Origin of the sequence: Acetobacterium bakii (assembly GCF_001263355.1) — a bacterium.
Taxonomy (GTDB): Bacteria; Bacillota; Clostridia; order Eubacteriales; family Eubacteriaceae; genus Acetobacterium; species Acetobacterium bakii.
The window spans coordinates 1-20,974 of sequence record NZ_LGYO01000029.1; the positions used below are offsets into that span (position 1 = coordinate 1).

General features: G+C 37.0%; 31 protein-coding genes. 23 read left to right on the plus strand and 8 right to left on the minus strand.

Annotation, left to right across the window (positions count from 1 at the left end):
* Positions 1 to 576: 576 nt before the first annotated feature.
* Together AKG39_RS11775 and AKG39_RS11780 are read right to left on the minus strand one after the other, a co-directional pair.
* Positions 577 to 1,962, minus strand: a complete 1,386-nt coding sequence (locus AKG39_RS11775; RefSeq protein WP_050740602.1) for a tyrosine-type recombinase/integrase — start codon at positions 1,960 to 1,962, stop codon at positions 577 to 579.
* 3 nt (positions 1,963 to 1,965) lie between these two features.
* Positions 1,966 to 2,997, minus strand: a complete 1,032-nt coding sequence (locus AKG39_RS11780) for a DUF6076 domain-containing protein (RefSeq protein ID WP_050740603.1) — start codon at positions 2,995 to 2,997, stop codon at positions 1,966 to 1,968.
* A 175-nt stretch (positions 2,998 to 3,172) separates the two neighbouring features.
* On the opposite strand from AKG39_RS11780, the gene AKG39_RS11785 reads away from it, so the two are divergent.
* The 13 genes from AKG39_RS11785 (at position 3,173) to AKG39_RS11845 (ending at position 9,004) form a co-directional block, all read left to right on the plus strand.
* Positions 3,173 to 3,358 (plus strand): hypothetical protein, encoded by a 186-nt coding sequence (locus AKG39_RS11785; protein ID WP_050740604.1) that lies wholly within the window; start codon positions 3,173 to 3,175, stop codon positions 3,356 to 3,358.
* Complete coding sequence (locus tag AKG39_RS11790; protein ID WP_050740605.1) at positions 3,355 to 3,645, plus strand: hypothetical protein; 291 nt, start codon at positions 3,355 to 3,357, stop codon at positions 3,643 to 3,645. Before AKG39_RS11785 ends, AKG39_RS11790 begins: the two co-directional genes overlap by 4 nt.
* Positions 3,646 to 3,724: 79 nt before the next feature.
* Complete coding sequence (locus AKG39_RS20500) at positions 3,725 to 4,597, plus strand: conserved phage C-terminal domain-containing protein (RefSeq protein WP_050740606.1); 873 nt, start codon at positions 3,725 to 3,727, stop codon at positions 4,595 to 4,597.
* On the plus strand, positions 4,584 to 4,850 hold the full coding sequence (locus AKG39_RS11800; RefSeq protein ID WP_050740607.1) for a replicative helicase loader/inhibitor: 267 nt from the start codon (positions 4,584 to 4,586) through the stop codon (positions 4,848 to 4,850). The genes AKG39_RS20500 and AKG39_RS11800 overlap by 14 nt, the downstream gene beginning before the upstream one ends.
* Positions 4,819 to 5,223 carry a hypothetical protein gene (locus AKG39_RS11805; protein WP_050740608.1) on the plus strand — a complete coding sequence of 135 codons (405 nt, stop codon included), beginning with the start codon at positions 4,819 to 4,821 and terminating at the stop codon, positions 5,221 to 5,223. The genes AKG39_RS11800 and AKG39_RS11805 overlap by 32 nt, the downstream gene beginning before the upstream one ends.
* 114 nt (positions 5,224 to 5,337) lie before the next feature.
* Entirely contained in the window at positions 5,338 to 5,772 is a 435-nt protein-coding gene (locus tag AKG39_RS11810) for a DUF5348 domain-containing protein (RefSeq protein WP_050740609.1), read from the plus strand.
* Positions 5,773 to 5,798: 26 nt separating this feature from the next.
* The gene (locus tag AKG39_RS11815) at positions 5,799 to 6,452 is read left to right on the plus strand and encodes a hypothetical protein (RefSeq protein WP_126981248.1); all 654 of its coding nucleotides are present in this window, start codon (positions 5,799 to 5,801) and stop codon (positions 6,450 to 6,452) included.
* 12 nt (positions 6,453 to 6,464) lie between these two features.
* Positions 6,465 to 6,749 (plus strand): hypothetical protein, encoded by a 285-nt coding sequence (locus AKG39_RS11820; protein WP_050740611.1) that lies wholly within the window; start codon positions 6,465 to 6,467, stop codon positions 6,747 to 6,749.
* A complete protein-coding gene (locus AKG39_RS11825) occupies positions 6,746 to 6,982 on the plus strand; it encodes a hypothetical protein (protein ID WP_050740612.1) in 237 nt (78 codons plus the stop codon). The genes AKG39_RS11820 and AKG39_RS11825 overlap by 4 nt, the downstream gene beginning before the upstream one ends.
* Before the next feature lie 68 nt (positions 6,983 to 7,050).
* On the plus strand, positions 7,051 to 7,461 hold the full coding sequence (locus AKG39_RS11830; RefSeq protein WP_050740613.1) for a hypothetical protein: 411 nt from the start codon (positions 7,051 to 7,053) through the stop codon (positions 7,459 to 7,461).
* A gap of 29 nt (positions 7,462 to 7,490) precedes the next feature.
* Positions 7,491 to 8,267: a sigma-70 family RNA polymerase sigma factor gene (locus AKG39_RS11835; RefSeq protein ID WP_050740614.1), complete on the plus strand. Its 777-nt coding sequence runs from the start codon at positions 7,491 to 7,493 to the stop codon at positions 8,265 to 8,267.
* Positions 8,268 to 8,293: 26 nt separating this feature from the next.
* On the plus strand, positions 8,294 to 8,521 hold the full coding sequence (locus AKG39_RS11840) for a hypothetical protein (RefSeq protein WP_050740615.1): 228 nt from the start codon (positions 8,294 to 8,296) through the stop codon (positions 8,519 to 8,521).
* 57 nt (positions 8,522 to 8,578) lie between these two features.
* Complete coding sequence (locus AKG39_RS11845; protein ID WP_050740616.1) at positions 8,579 to 9,004, plus strand: hypothetical protein; 426 nt, start codon at positions 8,579 to 8,581, stop codon at positions 9,002 to 9,004.
* A 507-nt stretch (positions 9,005 to 9,511) separates the two neighbouring features.
* On the opposite strand, the gene AKG39_RS20880 is transcribed toward AKG39_RS11845, so the two are convergent.
* Positions 9,512 to 9,757: a DUF1883 domain-containing protein gene (locus AKG39_RS20880; RefSeq protein WP_050740617.1), complete on the minus strand. Its 246-nt coding sequence runs from the start codon at positions 9,755 to 9,757 to the stop codon at positions 9,512 to 9,514.
* Positions 9,758 to 10,404: 647 nt separating this feature from the next.
* On the opposite strand from AKG39_RS20880, the gene AKG39_RS11855 reads away from it, so the two are divergent.
* The 3 genes from AKG39_RS11855 (at position 10,405) to AKG39_RS11865 (ending at position 14,081) form a co-directional block, all read left to right on the plus strand.
* Positions 10,405 to 10,749 (plus strand): DUF6673 family protein, encoded by a 345-nt coding sequence (locus AKG39_RS11855; RefSeq protein ID WP_050740618.1) that lies wholly within the window; start codon positions 10,405 to 10,407, stop codon positions 10,747 to 10,749.
* A 39-nt stretch (positions 10,750 to 10,788) separates the two neighbouring features.
* Positions 10,789 to 11,190, plus strand: coding sequence for a DUF6673 family protein (locus AKG39_RS11860; RefSeq protein ID WP_050740619.1), 402 nt, complete (start codon positions 10,789 to 10,791; stop codon positions 11,188 to 11,190).
* An 86-nt stretch (positions 11,191 to 11,276) separates the two neighbouring features.
* Entirely contained in the window at positions 11,277 to 14,081 is a 2,805-nt protein-coding gene (locus AKG39_RS11865) for a peptidoglycan DD-metalloendopeptidase family protein (protein WP_050740620.1), read from the plus strand.
* A gap of 462 nt (positions 14,082 to 14,543) precedes the next feature.
* On the opposite strand, the gene AKG39_RS11870 is transcribed toward AKG39_RS11865, so the two are convergent.
* From AKG39_RS11870 to AKG39_RS11880, 3 genes are all read right to left on the minus strand, one after another.
* Positions 14,544 to 15,104: a type II toxin-antitoxin system HicB family antitoxin gene (locus AKG39_RS11870; protein ID WP_083439525.1), complete on the minus strand. Its 561-nt coding sequence runs from the start codon at positions 15,102 to 15,104 to the stop codon at positions 14,544 to 14,546.
* A 40-nt stretch (positions 15,105 to 15,144) separates the two neighbouring features.
* Positions 15,145 to 15,333, minus strand: coding sequence for a type II toxin-antitoxin system HicA family toxin (locus AKG39_RS11875; RefSeq protein ID WP_050740621.1), 189 nt, complete (start codon positions 15,331 to 15,333; stop codon positions 15,145 to 15,147).
* A 206-nt stretch (positions 15,334 to 15,539) separates the two neighbouring features.
* A complete protein-coding gene (locus AKG39_RS11880; RefSeq protein WP_050740622.1) occupies positions 15,540 to 15,773 on the minus strand; it encodes a hypothetical protein in 234 nt (77 codons plus the stop codon).
* A 145-nt stretch (positions 15,774 to 15,918) separates the two neighbouring features.
* Between AKG39_RS11880 and AKG39_RS11885 the strand changes: the two genes are divergently transcribed.
* The 7 genes from AKG39_RS11885 to AKG39_RS11915 all read left to right on the plus strand — a co-directional run bounded on the left by AKG39_RS11885 (position 15,919) and on the right by AKG39_RS11915 (position 19,046).
* Entirely contained in the window at positions 15,919 to 16,332 is a 414-nt protein-coding gene (locus AKG39_RS11885; protein ID WP_050740623.1) for a hypothetical protein, read from the plus strand.
* 58 nt (positions 16,333 to 16,390) lie between these two features.
* Positions 16,391 to 16,681: a hypothetical protein gene (locus tag AKG39_RS11890; protein ID WP_050740624.1), complete on the plus strand. Its 291-nt coding sequence runs from the start codon at positions 16,391 to 16,393 to the stop codon at positions 16,679 to 16,681.
* Between the two features lie 123 nt (positions 16,682 to 16,804).
* Entirely contained in the window at positions 16,805 to 17,194 is a 390-nt protein-coding gene (locus tag AKG39_RS11895; protein ID WP_126981247.1) for a hypothetical protein, read from the plus strand.
* 4 nt (positions 17,195 to 17,198) lie between these two features.
* Positions 17,199 to 17,408, plus strand: a complete 210-nt coding sequence (locus AKG39_RS11900) for a DUF3102 domain-containing protein (RefSeq protein WP_050740626.1) — start codon at positions 17,199 to 17,201, stop codon at positions 17,406 to 17,408.
* 166 nt (positions 17,409 to 17,574) lie between these two features.
* Positions 17,575 to 17,760 carry a hypothetical protein gene (locus tag AKG39_RS11905; RefSeq protein WP_050740627.1) on the plus strand — a complete coding sequence of 62 codons (186 nt, stop codon included), beginning with the start codon at positions 17,575 to 17,577 and terminating at the stop codon, positions 17,758 to 17,760.
* Positions 17,761 to 17,901: 141 nt separating this feature from the next.
* Complete coding sequence (locus AKG39_RS11910) at positions 17,902 to 18,138, plus strand: hypothetical protein (RefSeq protein ID WP_050740628.1); 237 nt, start codon at positions 17,902 to 17,904, stop codon at positions 18,136 to 18,138.
* Positions 18,139 to 18,320: 182 nt separating this feature from the next.
* Positions 18,321 to 19,046, plus strand: coding sequence for a hypothetical protein (locus tag AKG39_RS11915; protein WP_050740629.1), 726 nt, complete (start codon positions 18,321 to 18,323; stop codon positions 19,044 to 19,046).
* A 294-nt stretch (positions 19,047 to 19,340) separates the two neighbouring features.
* Here the strand turns inward: AKG39_RS11915 and AKG39_RS11920 are convergent, their stop codons facing one another.
* Together AKG39_RS11920 and AKG39_RS11925 are read right to left on the minus strand one after the other, a co-directional pair.
* On the minus strand, positions 19,341 to 19,667 hold the full coding sequence (locus AKG39_RS11920) for a hypothetical protein (protein ID WP_050740630.1): 327 nt from the start codon (positions 19,665 to 19,667) through the stop codon (positions 19,341 to 19,343).
* A gap of 26 nt (positions 19,668 to 19,693) precedes the next feature.
* Positions 19,694 to 20,458 (minus strand): sigma-70 family RNA polymerase sigma factor, encoded by a 765-nt coding sequence (locus tag AKG39_RS11925; RefSeq protein WP_050740631.1) that lies wholly within the window; start codon positions 20,456 to 20,458, stop codon positions 19,694 to 19,696.
* Between the last annotated feature and the right edge of the window lie 516 nt (positions 20,459 to 20,974).

Genomic DNA, 20,974 nt, shown 5'->3' on the forward strand with positions numbered 1-20,974 from the left:
CAGAGCATCAAGATAAGTGGTTAATGCGTTTTATAGTCAAATGAATTAACGAGGATGCGACTGACGACAGAGACTTCCCAATCCACTCATGAACCGGAAAGTCGGGAGTTCGTATCTCGCAAGGAACGTCATATAGATAAATGATTAATTCAGATTAATAATGTCGATAATATTTAATACTAATTGTCATCTTAAACCGGTACGGACCGCCTCCATCAAATAAAGTGACAATGAAGATATAGTGATTTTAAATTAATTTGCATATTTACGTTGGCAACAAGTGTACTTACATAAAGAATGATGGCCCCTATGTATTAGCAATTGAAAAAAAGAGCAAACTGTGTCGTAAAAATGTCGTATATCATATAGTAATGCCTACAATAAGCCATTTACCTACTGATTCGTAATCAGTAGGTCGGCGGTTCGATTCCGCCCGCTAGCTCCAGTAAGAATAGCATGAGAGAGCCTTTTGGTTCTCTTTTTTTATTGCATAAAATATTATTTTCTTAAGAAAACCCACTGTCTGGTGTTTATTTGGTGTTTAATTATGTAAAAAGTTAAGCTCAGTAACGAAAGTTACTGAGCTTTATTAGTGGGTGAAATTAAAATATTTTCAAGTGCATCACTGGCTTTTGCATCAGCGGTATCAATAACATGAGCGTAAATATTACCGGTTGTTGACAGGTTAGAGTGACCTAATCTAGATGAAACTGTTTTAAGATCCACGCCACTGGCTATGAGTATAGAAGCATTGGTATGTCTCAATGAATGAAGGTGTACGGCCTTCAAGTTATGCTTATCCGTGAACTTCTTTAAATAACCACCAATGGTATCCAGGTTCATGGGCTCACCATTCCACCGGGTGAAGACATAGTCGGTATCATTCCATCGATCACCAACCTGAATGCGTCCGGTTAGTTGCCAAAGTCTGTAAGCCTTGAACAGATCAAAGATAAATTCGGGTAATTTAATGCTTCGCATGGATTTAAATGTTTTGGTATCACCTTCAAAAGCTTTTTTACCTGGTATATACTTTAATGCTCGCTTGATGGTGATTATATTACCGTCGAAGTCGATATCAGACCACTTTAAACCACCGATTTCACCACGTCTTAGACCACTGAATATGAGCAAATTAAGGGCTAATTTGTATTTGATTGGCTCCTCTTCCATCAGTGATAAGAACTCTAAGGCCTCTTTATCATCCATATATTTTGGTTCTTTACGTTCGGTCTTTGGAAGCTCCACCCGATTTTCAATAGGATTAAATGGTATTACACCCCATCTAACCGCGGTATTCATAATATTATTTAATAGGCGATGGTAGTGCAGCACAGTATCATTAGTGACCTTCTTTTCACCACTGGTTGATGAGAAGAGGGTACCAAATTCCTGCTCCAGGGCTTTGGTAATCTTATTCGCAACATCAAAGGTTGTATTTCCACCCTTTTTTAGTCTTCTTAAAGTATCGTCATTGATTCCAGCTTTAGAGGAAATATCCTTTTGTTTGAGCTTGGAAGTGATCAACAAATATTCATCAGTAACCTTGAACTTTTCCCCACCTTTGCCGCTGTCACTGCCTTTTATCTTAGCATAGAAATCCTGGACTTGTTTTGATGTGATTTTTCCGATTTTGATATGGCCCAGTTCTTCAACAATTTTTATTGAAAGACTTTGGTATCCGCTGACAGTTACTGGGGAGAGGTCTTTGCTGCCAACATAGTCCCTAAACCAAATCTCAATAAAGTCAATCAGTTTAACATTGCTATCCATGACATAACCCAGAGCGCATTTTTCCTCAAAGTCCCGGGCAACTTTATCTAGGTCTTTTTTTAGTTTGCTTGGGCTTAAGCCTTCTTTGGGCTTGTAGGTCATAGTATTCCTAATTTGTTTTCCAGCAGTATCATAGCCGCTGTAAGCAGTTATTTTGTATGAATCTCCTCTTCTTTGTATATTTGCCATGGATTAATCCTCCTTATTGCCTAATTTTTGATCCTTTAGCCAGATTATATATTCATCTTCAGTGATTTCGCCCAATTTTATTCTGTTTTTGTATTTTTTCGCTAAAAGTCTAAACTTATTCAAATCATTTTGAAATATTATGTTTCTTGTTCGCTTAGCCTTATTTGCTTTGCTGTTGTATATCTGCTTGTAAAGTTTGGTGGCTAAATCATTTTGTGTTTTTGTTAAATAGTTGATATATCGACCATATTCTTTACAGGTTTTATTTTCGTCTTGGGGGCTCACATTGTCACAAAATTGAGTATCGGACCTATTTAAGGGAATAAAGAATTTTTTGCAATTATTACAAATATTTATATCTATGTCCTTCTCTAATATTTTTGATACCTCGATTGATATCATTGAAAATATATTATGAACTTTATAAATAGGGGTTATTTTGCCACCCATAACAGAAATTTTATAATCAATACGTTGATTATTAATTAATTTAGTGAATAAATTTACCACTAATTCTAGATCTTCATTAGCTGCTATGCAAGAACTTATCTTGTGACAAGCTGCAAGGGATGTTCCAACTGCTGGTAAAATAGATAATAAAAGATGTTCAATTGTTCGATCACCCCAATCATCATAATCGGTATCTTTAAATAATCCATCAGGACAATTATAATTATGTAAAGTTTTTATAAACTCATTTTTATTTTTAATATAATCCGATAACAAACAAAAAAAATCTGATTGTATTAGCGAACCGCATATAAAACCAAATTCATCAACTAACATTGTGTTTAAAATTTCTAAGGTTGTTTCCAAATTTTTCTCATTACAATCATCTTTAGCATTGTTTAAATTTCTAATTATAAATGAAATTCTTTCAAAATTTAAATTAGCTAAATCCACTAAAACATTTCCGAAACCTTTCCCATTGTTAAAATCAAGAGGTATCAATTGAATTTTTTCTTCACCTGTTAATTCAGTAAAAAGAAAAGTGTAAGAACCATCTTCTATAAAACTTAAGCCATCTAAATACATTTTATACCTCGTAAATATTATTATTTATAATTGAAAAAAATACATTATCCACTTGATTTTGTTGTTTATTGATGTTAAGATATAAAAAACAACAACATTGTTTACCACTAATTAAATAATACAACAAACAACAACAAAAGTCAATAATATTAATAACGGAAAAGGAGAACTAAGAATGACTAATATTGATTTAAGAACACAAATGAAAAAGGAAGGTGTTAGACAATGGCAAGTGGCAGAGGTTCTGAATTTTAATGAAAGTGTATTTTCCCGAAAAATGCGAAAGGAACTGCCAGATGAAGAAAAGCAGCAGATTTTAGAAGCGATTGAAAAATTAAAAGAAAAGGGCGGTTTAAAATGATGAACATACCTAGGATGAGGACAGTTTGTGAAATCACGGCTGAATTAAAAGAACTCGATCCTTGCACTGCCTTAACAGCCTGTGCGATAAGACGGCTTGTAAAGGAAGGAACGATCAGGAGTATCAAAGTAGGTAAAAAACACCTTATTAACCTGGATCAGCTGATTAATCATTTGAACAGCCCTCTTCAAGAAATAGTTCAAGAAGAGGATGTTCCGGAAAATGTGACGCATATTCAAACAGACCGAATGTCAGAATATCGGAAAAACATCGGAATGCTTAAATAAAGTGAGTAGGGATGAAAGTTTTTCATAGAACAACATGCCAGAAGAATTGCAAGTTTTCAAATAAAAAGAAGGTGAATAAATGGCAAAGCAAGGGTGGATAAGTCTACATCGAAGTATCCAGGATCATTGGGTTTGGGATGAAAAACCATTCGATAAAAGAAGCGCATGGATAGATATTTTGTTAATGGCGAACCACCAGGACAATAAGTTTTTGTTAGGAAACCAATTAGTGGAAGTATCGGCTGGAAGCTTCATAACATCCGACTTAAAATTAATGGACCGGTGGGGTTGGGGGAGGTCCAAGGTTAGAAGCTTCCTAGAAGTTTTAGAAAAAGACGAAATGATCATCAAAAAATCAGACACCAAAAAAACAACCATAGGAGTAGTTAAATACAAGGAATTTCAGGGTTTTAAGGGCATCCAATCGACAACCGAAAAACAGCCGGCAAACAACGACCAAACAGCGATCAAACAACAAACGAACAGCGACCAAACAGCGAGCGTACAGCGTTCAAACACAAACAATAATGTTAATAATGCCAATACTGTAAATAATGTTAATACTGAGAACAATGAGAATAAAAAACAACCTGCGGTTTGCTCTGCGGTATCCATCGAAATTATTAACTATCTCAATGGTGTTCTTGGAACTAACTATAAACCAACCGCCAAAGCAACCCAGGCATTGATAAAAGCAAGGCTTTCTGAGAAATATACGATTGATGATTTTAAGCAGGTAATAGATATCAAAAATGCTGAGTGGCAGAACGATCCGAAAATGTCAAAATTCTTGAGACCTGAAACACTATTCGGCAATAAGTTTGAATCCTATCTAAACCAAATGGCATCTTCACCACACAGCAACCTACCGCAAAATTTGCAAAATGCATTCAAATTAGCAGAAATTGAAAATAATAAACCGAAGGAGTTGACTATCTTTGATAAAAAGTGAAACCATAACCATATTAACCACCATTGCAGCTATTTACCAGAATTTTGATATAAATCCATTAAAACAAGATGTGTGGCATGAATTATTAAAAGACATAGATTACCAATTTGCAATCATGGCGTTAACTAAAACACTGAAGGAATCGAAGTTTCCTCCAACGCCAGCAGATATTATAGAGCGAGCAGGAGTTGAATCATTTATGGTGAAAGGGAGGGCTGAAATTGAGGGAAACGGAAACAAAAGCATTGCTTGATAGGATTAAAAGCGTTTATCCCCGGGTCAACATTAATGAGTTTTCCGTGGATATTTGGGATGAGATATTAAAAAATGTAACTTACGATAAATGTTATAAGGCATTTATTAAATATGCGACTGAGGGCGAAGGCCATGATCCAAAGCCTGGGGATATACTACGAATTGCAAAATCGACGTATGAGTCAATCGAAAAACGTATTAAAACTCCATGCGATAAATGCCAGGGTATAGGATATGTGTTTTTAATCGGCAAAGATAAGCATGAAAGTGTCGGGATGTGTGATTGCCAAAATGGAGAAGCATTGCGGGGGTTACCGATAGTTAAACTGTTTTCATACAATTGTGACGAACTAGGAAGAGTTAAAATTTAAACTTTTGAATAAAATAAATGAGCATTATATTTTAAAACAAGGAATTCTATCTCTTGATACTATGCAGCTTGCTTAGTGCTAAATAAAAGAATCAAACTAAAAGAAGGGTGTGCTATGAATTATGAATATATGAAGGCCCGGGACATTATAAGCAAGGCCCATTATGAGTTGGAAGATATCTTCAAACATACGGAGCCGGAAAACATGACAAGCGATTTTCAAAGTTTGGAGAATCGAGAAGCAAGGGACACACTGGAAAAAGTTATTGGCTGTTTAGATATTGCCAGGGATCATTTGGAATATTTGAACAGCCCTATAAAAGAAGGTGTACTTGAAGAGGACAGCCGGACGCAAAAGTTCTTCATCATTTATGACGATCGCACCGAAAGCTATAATTTTGGTTGTGGTAGCTCATTAGAACTATTTATTAATGGAGAATGGATCATTGGCAGAGTCGAAGCTAACCAAGAAGGCGAATATTACTTTTATGGCGCTGGTAGACCTCTTCTTTTTAGAGGAATGAGGGTAAGAAAAAGGACTAATCATTAAATACAATGTAAAGAGGAGAAGCGATGTTGAAAAACTTATTGAGATTGATAAAGGGCGGGAAAAAGGAGAAGCCGGTAATCGATTATGAGCGTATTTATTTAGAGGGTATGATCCGGACCATGGAAGCGAAGAAACTGGATTTTGATAATAAGGAACTTGCGCAGCGACTTTTTTTCTACATAGTCAAATATTTTGAAGTTGTGGAGATGGAAAATAAAAGCCTTGAAAACCATGAATCTATGATTGTTTTCAACCATGTTCTTATGGACACAATGAAGGGATTAACCCCAGAAGATATGATGACCATATTTCCACCGGCAAAGACCTATGATGGGGAAAAATGGGGAATAAAAGATTATTTCACGACCATGGCCGCATTAAATGAACATGGCATAGACAAACAGATCGGTACCGAAGAGGCAGCATTAAACCTGCTATGGGATTTCATGAACCCCAGCGTGATGAAATATCGTGTAAAAATCATGAGTGTCATGAGCAATTTAAATAGACTCGAAACCGGACAAGGCTTAATGGAGAGGTTCATAGAAGATCAAGAGTTGAATTTACCAGTTTATCGTGCTTACACAGATAATAAGGGGAAATCTTTTCTTCTTGACGAAAACGGCAAATCAATTCCAGTCATAAAAAGATTACCGAGATATTTGAAATTAGCGAAATAAGGAGAATTTGAAATGAGTAAAATGGCAACAGCTTTTACAGGCGGAAATGATTTATTTGAAGAACTTGCAAATGTGATTGATATAGCACATTTGCACGTACACGGGCAAAAATATGAACTCTCAAAAAAGATTGATGTATCGAAAATATCGCAAGCATATGCAAACGGTCAAGAACCTGATTACGAATCAAGTCTATACATGGATTTGGATCTTGCAGAGGAATGCATGAATGATGCTTTATATATGCTCTACACACTCAAAGAAATGTTTCAAGGTAAACCCGGGGTGATCCAATGAGTCTCCATATTAATTATAGTGATCCGGATTGCGCCATTGAAATTGAAAGATCAAAAGAATTTATACACTTAGCCACTGAATTAGGCAATTATAACCAGGATCTTCCATTAACCAATTATCAAAACGATGAACTAATCAGGTTGACTGTTGAACAAGTCAAAGAAGCAGAGGCTTTTAAACATGGTTTGAAGATGGGACTTTATAACGGGAAAGGTTTTGGGGGTGATCAATAAACTTCTTTGTTTGTGTTTATCTTAGAGGGTTAATCCTCTTCACTAATTACGGAAATGGAGGTCGATGAGTGCAAAAAACAACAGATGAAAAGAACCGCAGAAAAGAATTATTGGAAGGATACCAATGTATTTGTTTACTTATTGAATATAAAAGTCGTGATTTAGAACGCTGGATGAATGATGCAACAAGAATGGCCAACTTATTTAAAAAGATGCCAGGATCAGAAAATAATAAGATATTAACATTATATCTAGAAATATGCGATGGCTTGAATAATAATATTAAAGAATTGGTAAAAGATAAGTGCATTGTGAATTATGTGATTGAAAACATCAATGATTGTGATGTTGAATATGTGATGAAGCTCAAATATATTGATGCTCTAAGCTGGACAGAAATCAGCAATAAAACTAAAAAACCAACTGAACATTATCAAGAACTACACAAAATATGGTTACGTATATTGGGATATAGCTAACTTGAAATAGCATAAGAAGGGGGGCGTAAATGACGAACGAAGAGCTTGTCCAGGCATACCAAGACGGTGATAAAGAAGCTATGACGGCGATCGTTGTTAAAAACAAAGGGTTAGTATGCCATTTCGCAAATCAATATTATCAACTCTCTGGGATCTCCTACCTTGATAGTAAAGACCTGGAACAAAACGGATATATTGGGCTAATGAACGCCGTTAAAGGGTTTGATCCTCTCCTCGGGTTTAAATTCACAACCTACGCAAGTCAATCAATTAAGAGGTACATCTATAAGAGTTTAAGATTCTCATCTCCATGGGAGAGTAAGTATAAAAAAGAAAGCAAACTTTGCCAGGTTATCAGTGCTTTTGAACCCGTACCGGGAACAGAAAATCTAACCTATATTGATCAGATCGAGGATAAGGACGCAGAAAATGCATTTCATAATGCAATTATTGAAATGGACAAGGCCATATTAAGAAGGGAGCTTTTTAAAGTATTGAACACTGTTTTTGAAATTAACGAATTAAAGAGAACCTTCATTATTTTAAAATATGGATTGACGGGGAAAGCATATACTTTGAATGAAATTGCATCAATGTATGGATTATCTACTGAAGGAGTGCGACAAAAGATAGAGAAGGGATTACGTAAAATTAGATCTTCTGCTATTGGGATTCAATTAAAAGAAAAATACCAAGTTGAATATGCTTTATATGATTACTTGGAACAAGCAGCAAAGGTTGAATATAAGAATCCTTTATTTTTCGAACTGGAGCTTGAAAAGTTTAGAGCGCTAATAGGAGCCTAAAATAATTTAGTATGGAGGTTGGTACAATGACAAGAGAAAAAGATTATTCACTGGGCGTTGATCCAGAGGTTCAGAGAAAGACCCTTGAAATGTTGGGGATTACCACCAGGGAACAGTTAGAAGAAGCGTTTAACAAACCGTTCAATATTGGAATGTTTGATGTTCCAGTGGAAGAGGTACTTGAAAGGAAACGGTTGCGAGAGGAGAAGGAGAAGGAGAAGGAGAAGGAGAAGGAGAAGGAAGAAAATTCATAACATGCAGTTTTGAAAACAAAATAATCAAAAACAAACAAACAATTATGGAGTAAAAGTATGATTAAAAAAAAGGCCGGGGCTCCGTTCGGCAACACACACGCTGTAGGCCATGGAGCTCCCAAAGACAATCATAACGCCAAAGGTCACGGGGCACCTAATGGTAACAGCAACGCATTAAGAACCGGAGTGCATGAAAAGATTACTCTGGAAACATTGCCTTATGATGAACGCTGCCTCTTCAATAATTTACTCAAGCTTTACCATGACCGGGAACCAGCAGAGGAAGTTTTTAAATATATCCGGGCTATGGTCACACGACAGATCACTAGGATTAATCCAGATGGCACGGTTAAGGTCACACCTATTCCTTATAATGTTATTGTCAGTTATACCTTTGACTTTCAACTAATGAGGGTTCACCAATTATTATATGATCATTATTCATGGGCTCTTCAAGCACATATAAAAGAAGAAAAGGTATGAAGGCAAAAGTCATGCAGGGCGCAACGTTGCAACCAAGAAAAACGCAACGTTGCAACCAAGAAAAGATTCTATATGCTTGATATAAGGGGCTTAAACGGTTGTTGCAAAATAAAAATAATGCAAATTACTACTTCATAAAACTTCAGATTTTTGCTGGTATAAATTGTTAAGATTTGTTAGTATAAATGTCGGTCAACAGTTACGGATAGCTTTGATTTACAGGATGAGTCCAGAAGGAAATGGTACTAAAGCATAATGGCGAACGTTCGCCATTTTTACCCGAACGTTCGCCATAAAAAACAAACCGTTAAGAGGATTTAATATGAGTAAAATAAAGGCGGCAATCCCAGAGGTTGAATCAGTTGTGGCCATTGCAGAACGAACGAAATCGGGTGTTAGGTTTTGATAGAAGCATTAGCCAGAAGTATTAGCCAGAAGAGTGTTCAGGCTGCTAAGAAAGCAAAATAAAAGCAATTACCTTCGTACAGGAAATTGCTTTTGGGAAAATTACTGAAAACTGTATTTGTACTGGCCACTACCGACAACAACTAGAAACCATCTTCCTATACCACTCACGGTAATTCTTACCGGAGACTGAGTATAATGGCCACCATGATATTTGCAATCACGTCCGGCCTTATACTTGTTATAATTATTTTGATCAAGGAACATGACGTCAGAAGCTTTGGACAGTTCTACTACAGCAGTTACTGACCGATTATCGCTAATATCAACATATGGGATACTGGGCATATTTTCACCTCCTCGCACTATTTATTCAGTGGTATGACACTGATAAATTAAGTATACGATGATGAACAAAAAGAAACAAGGGTAAATATTTAAATATAAATAAGGAGATAAAATATGCATTATTACATTACAAAATATAAAGATGAAAATGATAAGCTGTGAGCGTTATCTTCAGGTGATACCTGACTTTCATCAGAGTGTTGGAAATATTATAATAAGCAATATCTATGTAAAAAGTCATAAAAATATGTATTAAACCTGTAGTTTTTAGTGATTATATGCAAATAATAGTACCATTAAGCGATAAAAAGACAGATAGTACATTGAGTCCCAGGGAAAAAAAGTTAATGGTAAGAGATTAGTATCGTACCTCTTCAATGGGATTTATATAATATTCTAAGAAGAGGGTGAAAACGCTAGAAAAGGCTATTTAAAAGAGTATATCCCTTGCTTTAAATAGCGAATTATTATATAATAATAGCAAGATAAAAATCAAGTAGTGCCATTATGAGCCGATGATTTTTACCACACTAATACAAAGGTGGTGGTGAGATTGTTGGCGAATAGGGCACTTTTTTAATTTAGTCAGATAAAAATTAAACGATAAAGAAAAAACGTATGGATAACAGATATTTGAGGAGAAACAAATGATTATTAATGGGATTGAATTGGAATTGGATGTAATGGATGTGAATACCGCAGATAAGTTTCAAAATATGGTTGAAACTTTATTTGGGGATTATAAAAAGTGTGATCAGATAGGGGATATACTCCGCCAACGATGTATGATTATAAATGAAATTTTTGATGGAATGTTTGGAGAAGGTGCAGCAGATGCGGTCCTCCCAGGGGAAATGAATTTAACCAATTCATTTGCAGCTCTTGAAGAAATAGTAAATGAATTTGTGAAGCTACCGGATAAAATGATAGAGGCACAGCGTAAATGTTTCTATAAAATTGAAAAAGAATCAGAATTAAAACTTCTTAAGTAATAAGAAGTTCAATGAAAATAAAAATCTAAGGAGAAAACAATGATTATAAATGATGTTGAGTTAGAACTGGATTTAATGGATGCGGATGTTCTTGATTTAGTGCAGGATGCACTCGGAAACTTGACCACGGAGTCCGAAAAAAGCGAAAGAGTCAGTGATATGATAAGACAACCATGTATCACCATCAACACTTTCTTTGATACAGTATTTGGAGAAGGCGCTTCTGATGCTGTTTTCCAGGGCAAGATGAGCCTTACTGATCACATGGATGCGTTCATGCAGATTGTTACTGAAATTGAAAAGGCACCAGAGTCAATTAATGGTTCAATGGACAAGTACTTGAAAGTTGTGAAAAAGAAACCAGCTGTGATAAAGACCATGGATCATCTCCCTAAAACACGGCCAGCAACTAAAAAGAAATTTAGTTCGGTAAAAAAATAAGATTATAAAATAAAATCAAAATAAGCAATAAAATCAAGTAGTGCCATTATGAGCCGATGATTTTATCCTTTAAAGGGGGTGAATTATTGGCAGATGGCAAAATTATAGTTGAAACCGGTGTTGATACCAGTGGCATCAAAAAAGGCTTAAATGAACTTGAACGGTTAAGTAAAGCAAGTGCCGGATCTGTAAAAAATGATCTTGACGGAATTGGAAAATCTGGTGGTTCTACCGGAAACTCCTTGTCTCAAATGGGTAGCCGCGCTTCCGGAGGCCTTGCATTAGTAGCTGGAGCAGCGGCAGCAGCAGGCGTAGCAATTATAGCTTTTGGGAAATCAGCCATTGAAGCTGCTGGATCTGCGAAGGCTATTCAATCTCAATTTACCCAGGTGTTTGGAGAATTGGAGCCTGCGGCGCAACAAGCCGTTGAAAAAATGGCAGAAAAGTTTGGTATGGTACCGAACCGGTTAAAACCATCAATGTCTCAAATGACATCGATGTTCAAAGGACTGGGTCTTGATACTGAAGCAGCAATGGCCAAAGCTACTGATGCAGTAACGGCCAGTGCGGACGCTGCAGCATTTTATGATGTTTCCTACTCCGATGCGAATAGTGCATTAACAAGTTTTATCAAGGGTAACTATGAAGGCGGAGAGGCAATTGGATTATTTGCCAACGATACCCAAATGGCTCAATATGCCATCCAAAAAGGATTGGTTGGGACTACGGCTGCATGGTCTAGTTTGGATGAGGCTACCAAACAGGCCACACGCTTGGAGTATTCCCAGAATATGCAGAAGCTTGCGGGAGCTACCGGGCAAGCTGCCAGGGAATCAGATGGTTTAGAAAATCAATTGGGAAACGTCAATCAGGCGTGGACTGATTTTATGGCAATCGTCGGCGGTCCCATCCTGGGATTAGCCGTTGGCGCATTAAAAGGCCTAACATCAGGTTTGCAGTTAGCTGGCGAAGGGTTTAAAACACTCGTTGCAAGCGCACAGGAAATGGATTTCTCCGGCGTTGCTGATGAACTTGAACCGTTTGGAGTAGAATTCGAACGTGTCAAAATGGTGGCTGTAGGGGCTTTTGAAGAAGCCAAAATCAAAGTAATGGAGGTTATGCCACAGATCATCGAAGCTGTTCAGCCGATTCTTGGAGCTTTCCAAAGTCTTTGGGAGAATATTAAACCAGTATTTTTATACTTAGTACAAACACTGTACGAAGATGTTATCCCAGCGCTATCAGCAATGTTCAATGCATTCATGGAGTCACTACCGGCGATCATCAATTTTTTAACGCCAATTTATCAGGTCTTAACCAATGTAATCGGCTTTGTCATGAATGTCATCGGGTTAGTTGTTGCCCTCCTTCAGGGTGACTGGTCCACCGCCTGGCAGTTTGCAGGATCAGCGGTCCAGAATGTCGTTAATACAATCGGATCAATACTAAACTTTCTGTGGAGTGTAATTACAGGGATATTCAGCGGAATAGGTACCGCAATAGCCACATCATGGCAGGGAATTTATGATAATGGTGTTACTGTATGGAATTCCATTACATCATTTCTTTCAGGGGCCGTTCAGTCGATCTATGATAACACAATAGGTAAACTCGTTGAAACAGCCGTTGGCATCGCCACCAAGTGGGACGAAATGAAGGAAACGGCTGGTACCAAATGGGAAGAAATCAAAACTACCATCATGACCACCGTCCAAAACTTACCAACTGATTTAAAAAATATCGCCATTGATATGATCACTAAAGTTGGCGATGGCATCAGAGAAACCGCCGAAAATGTTTACGGCGCAATCACTGGTTTGGCTGGCCAAGTATTGGAAAAGTTCCGCAAAGCCTTAGGCATCAACTCTCCGTCCACCGAACTCTTTGACATTGGTAAGTACATGATGCAAGGCTTAATCAACGGGCTTAACGGTGATTCTTTAATGAGCTTTGTAGGAAAGATGGTCGAGGACCTAAAGAACGCTTTTTCAAGTGGCAATCTTAGCTTGAAAGCGGCGATTGATTTTGTCGGTACCGGCGCAGCAGAGTTTTTTAAATCCATCGGTATTGGTGGAGCTTCATTGTCTGGGTTAACCTCACCGGTAAATGGTTCGATTACCTCAGGATTTGGAGGCCGTGACAGCCCAACCGAAGGTGCATCATCTAACCATGCTGGTATTGATATCGGTGCATCCGAAGGAACACCAGTAGGCGCAGCGGGGGCCGGTGAAGTTACATATGCCGGCGGTGATCCAAATGAAGGTTATGGCTATCATGTCATCATTGACCATGGTAATGGTTTAGAAACATTGTATGGCCATTTGTCATCAGTTTTAGTCAGTGTCGGTCAAATGGTCAGCCAGTTAGAAACAATTGGTTTAGTTGGTAGCACTGGTATCTCGACGGGCCCCCATCTCCACTTCGGGGTTTATCAGAACGGCGAAGCGATCGATTCATCAGAAATATTGGGTAGTTACGCCAACGGTACAGATCGTGTGCCAAAAACAGGGTTGTATAAATTACATAAAGATGAAGCCGTCAGAACGGTTGCTGAGAATAAATTGGACAACAGTTTGCTGAATGCTGGCATGTCATCAGGGCTTATGGAAAAAATGCAAGCATCGGTAGATGCACAGATGGCAAAAGTGTCAAGCAATCTTTCTTCAACTGTTAATTTAAAGACGTTAAATCAGGCGCCTGGATCAAATGATGAATCAAAGGATAGAACTTATACTGGTATGGTTGGAGAACTGATAAAGGGAGTGAATGAATTAGTCGACATTACAAAAAAAGGCGGCAATGTATATCTTGACAGCAAAACATTAATTGGTGTTGTAGACAAGGGTTTAGGAACCAAGGCAGGTATGAAAGGGAGGATGAGTGCAATATGAGTAACTTTATTCATATAAAGGCGCAGCTCGGATACTAAATAAAAAATCAACCTCCGAATTTTAGGGGGTTGAAATTATAATGAATTAGAAACCACCAACTTTTAAAGGTCAGGTGGTTTTCTTTTATGGGCTGGAGAAAGAAGATTTCAAGAAAGCAGGTGCATACCAAGGTCAAAACCCATAATTGGGGGGCGATCCCTTAAACTGTTACTCTACACCTGGCGGCTGAAAATTTAGCTACGAAAAACATGTTTATTCAGGTGGCGAATGAGTTTTCAAATTCGCCAGCGCTGGCGAATTTTCAACCGACTAAAATATTCGCGCTATTGGACATCCCACCCGGCCAGCGCCAAGACTTCATTGAAACCAATCCAGTTGAGAGCAGAATGTCCAAAATCCTCTTCATGGGTAGGTTTTTATTTATAAGACATACACAGATGAATATAAAAAAAAGAAGAAGGGTTAACCTCTTCTTCCCGGTTGATTATGGGCACAGATACTTTTGATTGTTTTTTGATTTAATAATCCATTTTTTCGGTTTAAAAACCTTTTTTTAAAACTAGATGGTTGATTTATTGAAACCCTATATAATCCTTCTGTTTTTCCGATATTTACAGTCGATTTTTGCCGACTTTCAAGTATTTCAATTAGAGCATCCTGAAGCACCTGGGAGAAGTTGACATTCTTTTCAAGTGCAATATCATTTAACCAAGAGGGAATGGTGAGTGTTTTCTTCACCGCTCTAGAATTAGTTTTTCTTTTATAGGCAATCATATCAAATTCGATCACCGCTAAGAATTGCCCCTCTTCCAACTTAACATCTTGTGGTTTAGATGCTGATGGGATTGTTTCTTTGTTATCCTCCATATAGGACAAAACAAGACCCAACGCCTCAAAAGCCATTTCATATGCTTGCTCTATGGTATCGCCACAGGTATTACAGCCGGGAATATCTGGAAAGAATACGGAAAAACCGTCATCATCTTCAGGAATAAAAACGGCTGGATAAAATAACTTTTTCATGTGACTTTTCCTCCTCTAAGGATTTATATAAGTCTCGAGCCTATTTCAGCCCGGCATCTTTCAATATTTGCTGCTCAGTTCCCTTTTTAAGGTCTTTTGAGTGATAAGGCACGGTGGTTCTTTTTCCAGTAATCTTATTCACAAAGAATTTATGGGAGCCGTTTTGTCGATCTTCAATAAATCCATGTTCATTTAAGAGCTTGATCATTTGCTTTGGAGTCATTGGCATATGTTTTAGCCCCTTCCTTATCATGTCTATATTATAGCACGTATTAACACGTATATCAATAGAAATAGATAGAATTAAAATTAGTTTGTTCTATTTTTGCAAGTCCAGAGAATACAAAAAAGAAGAGGCGCTGTTGAATTAGGCCCTATAACAAAATATTAGAAAGTGTCTGGCAACAAAAGAGCCTCTTCTTATGTTTGCGTTTGTTATTGCTTTGGCTCCCAATTGATTGAGTAACCTATAATTGACGCAATTTCTTTGCATTCGCTATATTTTATTGTACCCCTGGTTAGCTTATTAGATATGTTTTGTGATGTTGTTTGCTCTTTTGCATCCCGGGTTTTATTCATTTCTTTTACAATGTCGGTTAAAGTCCACCCGCTTTTTGCGATATACGCCTTTATCTCATTTCTTATTTCTCCGCTTTGTTCTATTTCCATTTCTGTACCTCCTTGCCTTTTTATATATTATACCCTAATAAAACAAAATATTCATTAATAAATATAAAGTTTTATTAAAGTGTTGATTGATGTTGCGTTCTAGTGTATAATGAAACTATAATAAAACAGTGAAAGGAGTAATAAAATGTATAATCGTTCAGAGATCGTCAGAACCGCAAATAAGTTATCCGGAAATGGATTGCCTCGAAGCCAGGCATTTAAAAAGGCTTGGGAACTGGCCAAAGGTAAAACCTTGATTGTTAAGGGCGTCACCCAGGGTAAAAGACAAACTGCAATTGAACATATTAAGCATTATTCACCCGAAGAGGTTTCCATTAGCCTGGAAAGAGACACTAAAAGCTTATTTGATAATCATGCTATAAAGGTCATAGCCACTATACACGGAAAATCTTACTGTGTTGGCTATTTGGCCTCTTCAATCTCTGAATGGTTATCAAAGGTCATGGATTTTGGAACAGCCTTAAAAGGCGCATTAAAACAGATCGTCGGCGGAAATGGTTTTTATTATGGGTTGCGTATAAATGCAGTAATCGTATAGAGGGTTAATCCCTCTTCATTTGTAAATAATAATTTAATTCGAGGAGAAAATGTACAACATGGAAAAATTACAAACGACTTATAACCGTATTGGTGATGAACGCTTGGAAGCTTTATGGAATCTCGCAGAAAGCAAAATTGATTATGACAAGGCTGAGTGGTTCATTGAATCGTATGGAGCAGTGTATGCAGCTCTTGAAGAAATCAAAAACAAGGACTTGATGTTGGAGGTTGACGGAAGCATAAACGCTTATGTTAGCTGTGCTATGTATCAGGGCTTTGTTATCGGGTTCCAGGAAGCCATTAAACTGTTAACCATGGGGAATGCCGGTACCATTCCCAGAGTATAAAAGTATCAGCGTTTTAAACGAATTACTAATTGAAGCAAAGATCGTATAAAGAAAGGTGGACATCTACCGAGGGGAATGTCCACCACTCAATACAAATATATTAAAACTTTGGAGGAAATTGACTTGGAACAAACACAAATAATTATTGCTGAAAATGGAAATACAGAATTAGAATCTACTTTTAATTACCCGGTGCCTTGCATCGCTGGTATTGAACCGGAACACCTGGAAACCGCAAATTTTCTTCTTGCTTATAGCCGTATATTATTGAAATCAAATGATATAAATATGATATTAGCAGAAAAGGAAAGGCTTCAGCAAGAAGATAAAGGCCTGATAGGACTTAAAGGTTTCAATGCCTTTTTTGAAGCAGTTATACAAGAGCAAAGTCTTCTGATCGCCGCAGTTAATCAGCAGGAGCCTCCCCAACAGATCGAAGAAGCCGCCTTTAAAAAGAAAAGCCTCTGGGAGAAGCTGAAAAGTATAGTGACCAATCGATTGGACAGCTTCTAAATTCATGAAAGTTGCAGAAGAGTGGACAGATTCCGCAGCGCTCACGAATTTGAATCAAACAAAGATATTGGCATTATTAGACATTCCCCTAGACCAGCGCCAAGACTTCATCAACTCAAACCCTATTGATGAAATGACCACAAGACAGCTGCAAGAAGTGATCAAAGATATTGAAGTGGCCCCGGCAGATTCCCGATCTAGGGAAAATCAATAGCAAAGATTTGATTTTGAGGGTTAAGACGGGTTAACATAATATATATGGGTACTATATATTAAAGCTGGGAAAGCCCGTTGTCATTCCATGCCTCTTCCCATAAAATAATAAGTCAAAGATATTGTAAATGCCTATATAATTTAATGAAGGAGGTACCAGTATTACCATGAAGACAAAATCTATGCCAGGAGCTAACCGGGAAGCGCAAAAGAAAGCACTTAAGAGGTTCGGAATTTATACAGAGGAACAGTTGGATGAAGCATTCAAGATTCCATTCGATATTACTGCGTTTGTAGCACCGATGTCGATGTCGATGTCGCATCGGAAAAAAAATGATGATGAAAGTATATAATTTAAAAGAATGATTATTGCAGTTTCTTTGGTTAGATATTGACGATCGGTGCAAGTTCCTGAGATAAGGAGCACAATTAGTGCAACAATTACTTTTAATTAATACATGAGAAATCAAATGAAATAGGAGATAATAAACAAGATGAGCAAGAAGATTGATAATTTGCACGGTATTGACCCAGTGTTTCAAAAGAAAGCGCTGGAAAAGATAGGAATATTTACCGAAGAACAGCTGGATGAGGCATATAAAAATGCATCATTGAACATTAGTCTGTTCGTTACACCAACGTCCGAGCTGTTAAAGCTTCCGGAAAATGCTCATTTAAGAGCCGGTTATGAAGAAATGATACAAAAACAAAATCATGAAGAAAAGAAGTAATAACCAGTTAATGAAAGAAATACTTATGGCCACCTTTGGGTGGTCTTTTTTCATATGATTTCAAGAGATAAGTGCGTGATATGAGATTAAAGTGAGATATGTTAAAAATTTGCTATAAATAAACATTTTAATTCGCGTTAAAAGTGTATAATAGTAGTAAACTATATTAGGAGGAAAAGGAATTGGAAGAGAAAGTAAAAGTGCCGATTTGGAAAAAAACGTGGTTGGTTGTCCTTGTGTGTATCTTTATTCCACCGGCTGGTATCGCGCTATTATGGGTGGGAAATAAAGGCGGCAAGTACACTAGAATTGTTTTAACAGTAGTATTAGGCTTTTATTCATTGGCATGGTTTAGTGGATTTATTGGTGGTGGAAATGTATCAAAAACTACAAATCCTGATACCACCAATAAAACAGAAGTAATTGCAGAACAAACCTCTACAGAAAAAGAGTCCGCAGAAAAGGTAGCCGCAGACAAGGTTGTCGCAGACAAAGCTGCCGCGGATAAAGTAATAGCTGATAAAGTCGCTGCTGACAAAGTAGCTGCTGATAAAGCGGCTGCCTTAATTGCTGCCCCAGACACATATAAAGCGGGATGTATAGAAATACCTTATGAGGAGTTGGCAAGATTCCCAGACAGAAACATTGCAAAGCAATTAGTAATGACTGGTGAAGTTATCCAAGTATCCGTAGGTTCTACCGAAACCGATTATCGAGTAAAGCTTAATGATGACTATGACCAAATTGTGCTTGTTGGCTACACTGGAGAATATGCTCAGGGACAAGTTCTTGAAGGAGACACTGTTTCATTTTGGGGGGATTTTATTGGGGCGTATACGTACAAATCTACAATGGGTGGTGAGATTACTATCCCAGCCTTAATGGCCCGGTATTACGCGATAAACTAACAAAAAGATCTGCTCATGGGAGACTGTAAATAATTTTGTGTCAGGTTAGAAATCCTTCCTAATTAATATTGAAATAAATTTAATATGGAAGGATTTTTATTATGGCAAGATAAAAAAGCCTATAAAATAAAGCGATAATCCATTCCTAGTAGTGGTTTATCATGGTGAACTCCCTAAAAGGCCTTATATGCGAAATATGAACGAAATCCATAGGAATAGGCTTTTTCAGGGGAAATTTCATTTAATACTATGCTTTTTAGAGCAGTTTCTGCCCAATAAGAGGCTCTGTATAGATTAATTTTTCTGTATACTTTGTTTAACTTTTTCTAACCGTTTGAATACCTGGTCATGTTTTTTTTGTACTGTCCTTACATTCATTAGCATAACACTCGCGATTCCAGCCCATGACATTTTTTGCATCCTCAGTTCAATAATTTTCTTTTCTTCTTCTGAGCAATATGATAATAACTTATCTACAAACTCAATATGAGCCAATAGCCAATCACTTCTTTTCTGGAGTAACGATACTTCAAACCCATCTTTCTCTTTTATTTCCCAATTAACTAAAATGAATGCTGTTTTATTATCATAATAACTTTCAAATATGCTTTGTGTTGACATTCTTCTACCTCTTCTTTATTGAAATTTCAACTGATTGCTTTCAAATATTCAAGCTCGATTGCACAATAAACTGGATTTTTATATTGAAGAGCCGTTAAGTTCTCCAGGGAATTATGAAAAAATTCGATTTTATATTTTTCCTTTAACTGTTTCCCAGCTTCGGAACGCTTTATTTTCTTTAATCCTGCCGGGATTAAGTGGTTGATTCTATTTAATGATAATTGATACTTCGTTGCTAATTCATTTACAGAGTATGCTTTACCGGTAAGGCCATAATTTAAGATGATCAAATTCCTCGCCAGATTGTTTGCTCCCAAACCTTTATTCAAGACAAGGAAGAGGTCTTTCCTCAATATCTCTCTGTCTATAACCTCTATGGCTTCATGGTAAGCTGTTTGAGCTGATTCATCTTCAAATGTATCCATATAAGTCACATTCTCAGTCCCAGGAAGAAAATCAAAAGCACTAATGACATTACACAGTTTACTTTCACTCGAGCTCCTCTTCTCCCATGGGGTAGAAACCCTTATGGACCTGTATAGATTTCTTTTTATGGACATACTCGCATAAGTGGAGAACTTAAACCCTAGAAGCGGATCAAATCTTTTCACAGCATCCATTAAACCCATACATCCGTTTTGCTCCAGATCATAACGGTCAAGGTATGACGCTTCTAAACCCTGGCACTGGTTAACAAAGGTATTAACTAAACCTCGGTTTTTTTCTATGATTGCTGCCATAGCGGATTTATCGCCATTTTGATAAGCCATTACTAATTCCTCATTCGTCATAAAATACCCTCCGTTTTTAATAGTATTATACCATGTAAACGGCGTTAATATAGTATTTTAATTATTTATGACTGGTGTTTATTTGGTGTTTAATTTGATTTTTCATGTCGTTATTTCATTGAATTTCGTTAGAAGATATTAAAAGGAAATATTCTATAATTGTATATTAAAGCCATTTATAGATGTTAGTAAAAGTTATTGAGAATAAGGTGATTAATTCGTAATCAGTAGGTCGGCGGTTCGATTCCGCCCGCTAGCTCCAGTAAAAAACAATATTTTGTTAAAAGAATGGCTTTAATTAGCGGTTCTTTTTTTATTTTTTGATTTTAGTCTCCACCTAAAGTATGACCGACTGTTAAAAATTGAAAAACTCTGGCTATTTCTGGCTATTTTACCCCTATTTTTTGTCGTACTTGTATACTACATTTTGTCGTACTTTTTTTTACGACTGAGTATTCCATTTGAATAATGGTTCTTCCGCTATTTTAATGGAGGTGAATATTTCACGGTAATGAT